General features: G+C 68.1%; 6 protein-coding genes. 5 read left to right on the top strand and 1 reads right to left on the bottom strand.

Translation table 11 applies throughout. The features are described 5' to 3' along the window. The 3 genes from FL344_RS37820 to FL344_RS37830 all read left to right on the top strand — a co-directional run. Positions 1-1,479: dolichyl-phosphate-mannose--protein mannosyltransferase (locus FL344_RS37820; protein ID WP_141621915.1), on the top strand; the 1,479-nt coding region annotated here is incomplete at its 5' end. A 327-nt stretch (positions 1,480-1,806) separates the two neighbouring features. Then, on the top strand, positions 1,807-2,766 hold the full coding sequence (locus FL344_RS37825) for a hypothetical protein (RefSeq protein ID WP_141588733.1): 960 nt from the start codon (positions 1,807-1,809) through the stop codon (positions 2,764-2,766). Between the two features lie 53 nt (positions 2,767-2,819). Continuing rightward, complete coding sequence (locus FL344_RS37830; RefSeq protein WP_141588732.1) at positions 2,820-3,365, top strand: hypothetical protein; 546 nt, start codon at positions 2,820-2,822, stop codon at positions 3,363-3,365. Between the two features lie 55 nt (positions 3,366-3,420). On the opposite strand, the gene FL344_RS38810 is transcribed toward FL344_RS37830, so the two are convergent. Further along, entirely contained in the window at positions 3,421-3,621 is a 201-nt protein-coding gene (locus tag FL344_RS38810; protein ID WP_194863407.1) for a hypothetical protein, read from the bottom strand. 60 nt (positions 3,622-3,681) lie between these two features. Here FL344_RS38810 and FL344_RS37840 point away from each other — a divergent pair, with 60 nt between their 5' ends. Together FL344_RS37840 and FL344_RS37845 are read left to right on the top strand one after the other, a co-directional pair. After that, positions 3,682-4,638, top strand: coding sequence for an alpha/beta fold hydrolase (locus tag FL344_RS37840; RefSeq protein WP_141621916.1), 957 nt, complete (start codon positions 3,682-3,684; stop codon positions 4,636-4,638). A 95-nt stretch (positions 4,639-4,733) separates the two neighbouring features. After that, positions 4,734-5,198 carry a GFA family protein gene (locus tag FL344_RS37845; protein WP_141621917.1) on the top strand — a complete coding sequence of 155 codons (465 nt, stop codon included), beginning with the start codon at positions 4,734-4,736 and terminating at the stop codon, positions 5,196-5,198. Positions 5,199-5,301 lie beyond the last annotated feature (103 nt).

Consider the following 5,301-nt stretch of genomic DNA (forward strand, 5'->3'; position numbering starts at 1 on the left):
GCCGTGGGGCTGGGCTTCCTTTGCAAGACGGGGCTCGCGCTGACGCCCCTGGGCATCGCGGCGACGCTGTGGGCGCTCGGCCGGCTGCGCTTCTGTCCGGGACCGAGGTTCAGCACGGTGGTGGCCATGGTGGGCATGGCCGTGCTCCTGGCCGCGCCGTGGAGCTTCTACTCCGCATGGCGCTGGCCGGAGCTGCATGACCTGGAGGCGCGGGTGACGCGCGCCCACCTCTTCGCCGACCCGACGGTGGACGTGGGGCCCTGGCACCGGCCGGTGGATGCCCTCCTGAATGAGGTCAACACCCAGAGCCTGGCGCCGCTGCCCGCGGTGTTGCCACTGCTCGCCTTCGTGTGGCTGCTGGTGCGCGCGGTGCGCCGGCGGGAACTGGAGGTGGTGGGGCTCGCGTTGTGGGTGGGGGCCACCTGGCTCGTGTTGTCACTGAGCGTGGTGAAGGTCCCCGCCATTGCCTGGGGCGCGGTGCCCGCCGTCCTGGCCGCGTTGGCCATCGCGGGCGCGGATGCCAGACGCCACCCCGCGCTCGCGGCGGCGCTCCTGGCGGCGGTCGCCACACCGTGGTTCGTCAAGCACCTGCCGGTGCTCGGTGATGTCCGCGCCGTGCTCCCCACGGTGCTGGTGCAGACGCGCGCCCGGCCCGGGCTCGCCGAGGGACTGGTCGTGGCCGCCGCGGCGGCGCTGCTCGTCGCGCTCGTGTGCTGGCGCCTGCCGCGGAAGCTGTCCTGGGCGCCCCAGGGGCTGGGGCTCCTGGCCTCGGGCGTGCTCGCGTGGCTGCTGGCCGTCACCTTTCCGGTGGCGAAGGCAGACTACCAGGCCAGGCATCTGGATGACCTGTACGTCACCTACTCCCGCGAGGTGGGGCGCGCGCTCGACCAGCAGACGCCGGCGCGCAGCGTCCTCTTCCTCGCGCAGGACTCGGACGTGCCCAACTCCATGGAGTACCTGAGCCTCATGTTCTGGAGCAACCGCATGACGTACCGGCGGCCGCCCGACGTCGTGAGTGCTCGCAAACACGGCTATCACCCCTACCTCGTCTCGCCGCTCGCGGAGCGCTACGCCCCCGTCCCCGGTGTGCCTCCGGATGCCGCGCTGCGAGCCTATGACCTGGAGGCGCCTCGGTCCGAACCCGCGCCACTGCCTGATGGAGTCATGCCGCTGGCCTTCCGTGAGAAGGACATGGAGGTGCTGGGCGTCGCGGCGGGCCACGCGGGTGGGGGCCGTGACCGGTATGCCTTCTACGTCCGCGCCCATGGCGTGCCTCGCGCGCTGCGCGTCGTCTTCCACGGACCGGGCGGAAGCGTGGAGCGCATGCTGGAGCCCGGCGCCGCGCTGCGACAGCCCACCACGCTGCGGCGCGCCAGCTGGTTCATCGTGCCCGTGCTGGGGCCTCCCAGCGCTGGCGTGACGCATCTGGAGCTGGGCGCCAACGGCCAGCGGGTGACGTTCTCCCGCCCGGGCGCCTGAGGAAAAAGCGTCGCAAAGCCCCGTGGGGCCAATGCCTGTCGGGTGCAGGGAACTTCACTGCCGAGGCATCTCGCGGGACATGGGAAGCGTTCGCCCAGGTCAGCAGGGCGTGCGGACGGTCGCGGGTGAGGCAATTACCCTCCTCGCGGAGCCCTGATGTTGCTTCAGGTCCACCGTCGCGGTCCCCACTGTGGGACGCGATTTTCCATCATGCGAGAGGAAGGGCGTAACACCTACCTCCCGTGGGGAATCCTTGTGTCAGGGGCTTGTCGCCCCGCGGCTTCCCAGACGTGGCACAAACGGTGAAATCCGCCGCGTCCGAGCCTGGTGCTCATGAACGAGGTCGGAACCATGCGGATGAAGCAGAAGCAGCAGTGGGTTGCCGCGGTTTGTGCGGTGGTGGTGGGCGGAAGCGGAGTCGCGAATGCCCATGACCTGATTTGCGAAAAGAAGGTCAATGGCCAGTCGGTGGTGGTGGCGGACGATTATCCCTACACCGCGAACTACAGCTTCAAGGTCACCAACGTCCACCCGACGTTGCCGTCCATCTTGTTGACGGCGACCGATGACGTGCTGTCGAGCGAGGGCTTCACGTTCTCGCCGCCGCCGCCGGTGAGCATTCCTGTCAATGGCTCGCTGACGTCGAACTTCGCGCTGCAAATCGGCAGCTATGACGAGTGCGTGACCATTGCCGCGCAGGATGGCGTGGCGGACAACCACATCGACAACACGTTCAGGGTGACGTTCGACCTGGGCTCGGCCATGTGCTCGGCGCGCCTGACGTGCGAGCGGGAAGAGCCGCCTCCCGTCGAGTGCACCGGCCCGACGCGGACGCTCGGTTTCTACAAGAACCGCATCCTGACGCTCACGCAGTGCCTGGCGCAGGGGCCCATCAACCTGGGCGCCATCGGGACCATCACCACGCTGCCCGCCGCGGAAGGCATCCTGTGGGGCGACCCGGCCATGTACCCGGCGGGAGGGATGCGCAGCCAGCTGGACCGGCTCCGCTTCCTGCTCGCGCGCCAGACGCTGGTGGGCATCTGCAACCAGCGCCTGTTCGGCGCGACGCCTGACCCGGCGTCGCTCCTCACGGATGCGGTTGCCGCCCTGAACACCACCCAGTGCGATCTCATCTCGAGCCTCATCGACCCCGTGGACGCCTTCAACAACGGTTGCGACTCGCTCCCGCTCCCGCCCGGCTTCATCCCCGGCCCGTCGACGCCCCAGGCCGCGGAGGCGATCGCCGTCGACCCGACCTCCAACTCCGGCCAGAGCTGCTCGCCCTGAGCCGTTCCCAACTCAATCCAAGACACCCTTCAAATCTCAAGGAAAGACACGCCATGAAGAAAATCATGTTGTCCACGTGTGTTTGCGCGGCCCTCGCCCTGACGGCCTGCGGTGGGGGCAGTGACCGGCTCGACTCCGTCCAGGGCGAGCCACCCGCTCCGTCCGGTCCGGTCCAGACGGAGGACGGGCAGCGCTTCGAGCTGCGGCTCCGCGGCTCGGCGGCGGAAGGCTACGACAAGCTGGAGCTCCCCATCGGTGCTGTTCGCGTCACCGCGGACGGGGCGCCGCTCAAGGTGGAGCTGGCGAAAGACAGCGTGGATGTGGCCCAGCCCGACCACGCGCACCTGGTGGCCTACTTCTACGTGCCGGAAGGCGTGGAGCGCGTCCGCGTGACGCTCCAACTGGAGGGGCTCGGCGGCTATGCCCAGGCGGAAGGCTCCGGCTTCGTCGACGCCAGCGTCGCCCCGGTGACCTTCGAGGCGCCCGTGCACGAGCTGGCGCTGCGTGGCCGTGCGGTGGTGCAGCTCGACGTGGCTCGCTCCATCATGGACATGGGGAGCCACCGCCTGCTGCTCCCGAACGGCGTGGTCAACTACTGAGTCACGACACCCCACCCAGTCACCCCACCTGCCGAATCGCTTGACTGGCCGCGTCTCACGCCACAGATGAAGTGGCATGAGACGCGACAGTCGGCTCTCCGTCGCCTTGCATGTCCTCCTTCACCTGGAGGACATGGGGCCCCATGGTGACGTCAGAGGCGATGGGGCGGCTGTTGAAGGCCCATCCGTGGCGGACCCGGGACTCGGCGTTCGCCGCCGTCACGCTCGTGCCGCGAAGCGGCGCGTCACGCCTCATGCCTGACGCGCCTGACGCTATTGTTCGACCCCACCGTACCGTCACCTCTGGAGCACCCCCATGGCTGACATCGCGCATCGAACCGTGAAGACGAATGGCATCAACCTGCACATCGCGGAGGCGGGTTCAGGGCCGCTCGTGCTGCTCCTGCATGGTTGGCCGGAGTCCTGGTACTCGTGGCGCCATCAGCTTCCGGCGTTGGCGGCGGCGGGGTACCACGTGGTGGCTCCAGACGTCCGTGGCTACGGCCAGAGCGACAAGCCGGAGGCCATCGAGGCGTACAGCATGAAGCAACTGGTGGGTGATGTGGTTGGCCTGCTGGATGCGCTGGGGGAGAAGACGGCCATCGTCATTGGCCATGACTGGGGCTCGGCGATCGCCTGGAACTGTGCCGCCCTGCATCCCGACCGCTTCCGCGCGGTGGTGGGAATGAGCGTGCCCCATCTGGGCCGCGCGCCCATGCCGCCGATTCAACTGTTCCAGCGCATGTTCGCTGAGAAGTGGTTCTACATCCTCTATTTCCAGGAGCCCGGCGTGGCCGAGGCCGAGTTCGAGGCGGACGTCCCGAGAACGGTCCGGGCGATTCTCACGGGCACCCCCGGCTTCGATGTGACGAATCCCGTCGTGTTGGCGAAGAAGAAGGGGGAAGGCTTCCTCGCGAGGCTCGACGTACCTGAGACCTTGCCCGGCTGGCTCACCGAGGCGGACGTCGCGTACTTCGCGAAGGAGCTCGCCGGCAGCGGATTCCGGGGCGGGCTCAATCGCTACCGCAACATGGACCGGGACTGGCACGAACTGCCTGAGCTGGCGACGGCGGTCATCCCGCAGCCGGCCCTCTACATCGTCGGAGAGAAGGACCCGGTGCGTGCCTTCTCGCCCGTTGACCCGATGAAGGCCCTGGTGCCGAACCTGGCCGACATCCACGTCGTTCCCGGCGCGGGGCATTGGGTTCAGCAGGAGCGCGCCGCCGAAGTGAATGCCGCGCTGCTGGCCTTCCTGAAGAAGCTGCCGACCTGAGCCGCGCGCCCTCCGAAGGTGTGCTGCTTGGAGGGCGGCACGACTGTGCTGCAATCCCTCTCAGCCCGTGGCGGCGTAAGCGGGATGAAGTATAGGTGAGCGTCGATACAACGGAGGTCGCGCTCATGGTGATTCCAGGGAAGTGCCACTGCGGGAATCTGTCCTTCACGCTCGTCTGGGAGCCGAGTCCGGACGAGATTCCCGCACGGGCCTGTGGTTGTTCGTTCTGCACCCGGCACGTGGCGCTCTGGACGTCTCATCCTGGGGGGACACTCAAAATCTCGGTCCAGGAGCCGTCACAGGTCTCCCGATATGTCTTCGGCACGCGGACCGCGGAGTTCCACACCTGTGGCCGGTGCGGCGTCGTTCCCGTGGTGACCAGCCGCATCGACGGCCAGCTCTACGCTGTCGTCAACGTCAACGCGTTCGAGGGTATCGACCCGGCGCGGATTCGCCGCAGCTCGGGCAGCTTCGACGACGAGGATGCCGCGACGCGGCTCGCGCGCCGGAAGCGCAACTGGATTGCCAACGTGGAGATTCAGGAGTCGCCGCGTCCCTGAACGTCACAGCCGGGCGGCCGGGGTATGGTGCCGCCCATGCGCAGCGCGTCTGGCCTGTCTCTTATACACCTCTGACGCTGCCGACGAAGCTAGAAGTGTAGAT

Source organism: Myxococcus sp. AB036A (assembly GCF_006547355.1).
Lineage (GTDB): Bacteria > Myxococcota > Myxococcia > Myxococcales > Myxococcaceae > Myxococcus > Myxococcus virescens.

Excerpts from the sequence above, each read along its gene's own strand:
- FL344_RS37830 (WP_141588732.1), top strand. The coding sequence starts at position 2,820 with ATGAAGAAAATCATGTTGTCCACGTGTGTTTGCGCGGCCCTCGCCCTG.
- FL344_RS38810 (WP_194863407.1), bottom strand. The coding sequence starts at position 3,621 with ATGAGGCGTGACGCGCCGCTTCGCGGCACGAGCGTGACGGCGGCGAAC.
- FL344_RS37840 (WP_141621916.1), top strand. The coding sequence starts at position 3,682 with ATGGCTGACATCGCGCATCGAACCGTGAAGACGAATGGCATCAACCTG.